Here is a 597-nt window from a genome sequence, read left to right as displayed (position 1 = left end):
AAGGCCCGATGAGCAATACGAATGCCGCGCCTGATTGCCACATGAATGATGGCTTCGAGCGCTGGCCGCGCTGGCAAAAGAATTCTCCTGCGTCGCAGTTCTTCCACGACCATATCCGCCAATACATCGGCCTGGCGCAGGGTTTGCGCGGCAGGTGTCAGCCAGCCTGTGAGTGCCCGCACGTCCGAAGGCACAAACGGACGCATCTGCATTCTGTAGAAAAGCAGGGCCAGATGCTCGCGCCGCGTCTGTGGGCGCTCGAAATAACGTTCGATCTCATGGTGATCGACGCCGATCTGCCGCGCCAGAAATCGTAAGACGCCAGCCGGCAGGACCTCGCCATCCGCAAGCGGTCGGCCAGGGTATCGTAGCGTGGCCAGAACACAGGCGAGGCCCAGTCTGTTCGCGGCCTTGTTCTGTCGCATGATCAGGTCGAGATCCGATCGATCCAGCGTATAATGTTTGGCGATCTCCCTTTCGTTATCCGGGATGATCGTCGCCTGTTGCCACCATGCCTCGCTCAGTAATGCTCTTCGCGCCATTCACTGATCTTCCCGTTTCGCCGCGGAGAGTGCAGCGAAACGGAAAATGCGTGTC

At 59.1% G+C, this 597-nt stretch carries 1 protein-coding gene; it reads right to left on the bottom strand.

What is annotated here, in order from left to right:
• On the bottom strand, positions 1 to 542 hold a 542-nt coding region (locus NQT62_RS15360; protein WP_256765625.1), incomplete at its 3' end, for a DUF4158 domain-containing protein.
• Positions 543 to 597: the final 55 nt, after the last annotated feature.

This window comes from Limnobacter humi (assembly GCF_024518835.1).
In the GTDB taxonomy this organism is placed as follows: domain Bacteria; phylum Pseudomonadota; class Gammaproteobacteria; order Burkholderiales; family Burkholderiaceae_B; genus Limnobacter; species Limnobacter humi.
Note: the sequence above shows the minus strand (reverse complement) of the source record. Positions and strands in the feature narration are given on the sequence as shown.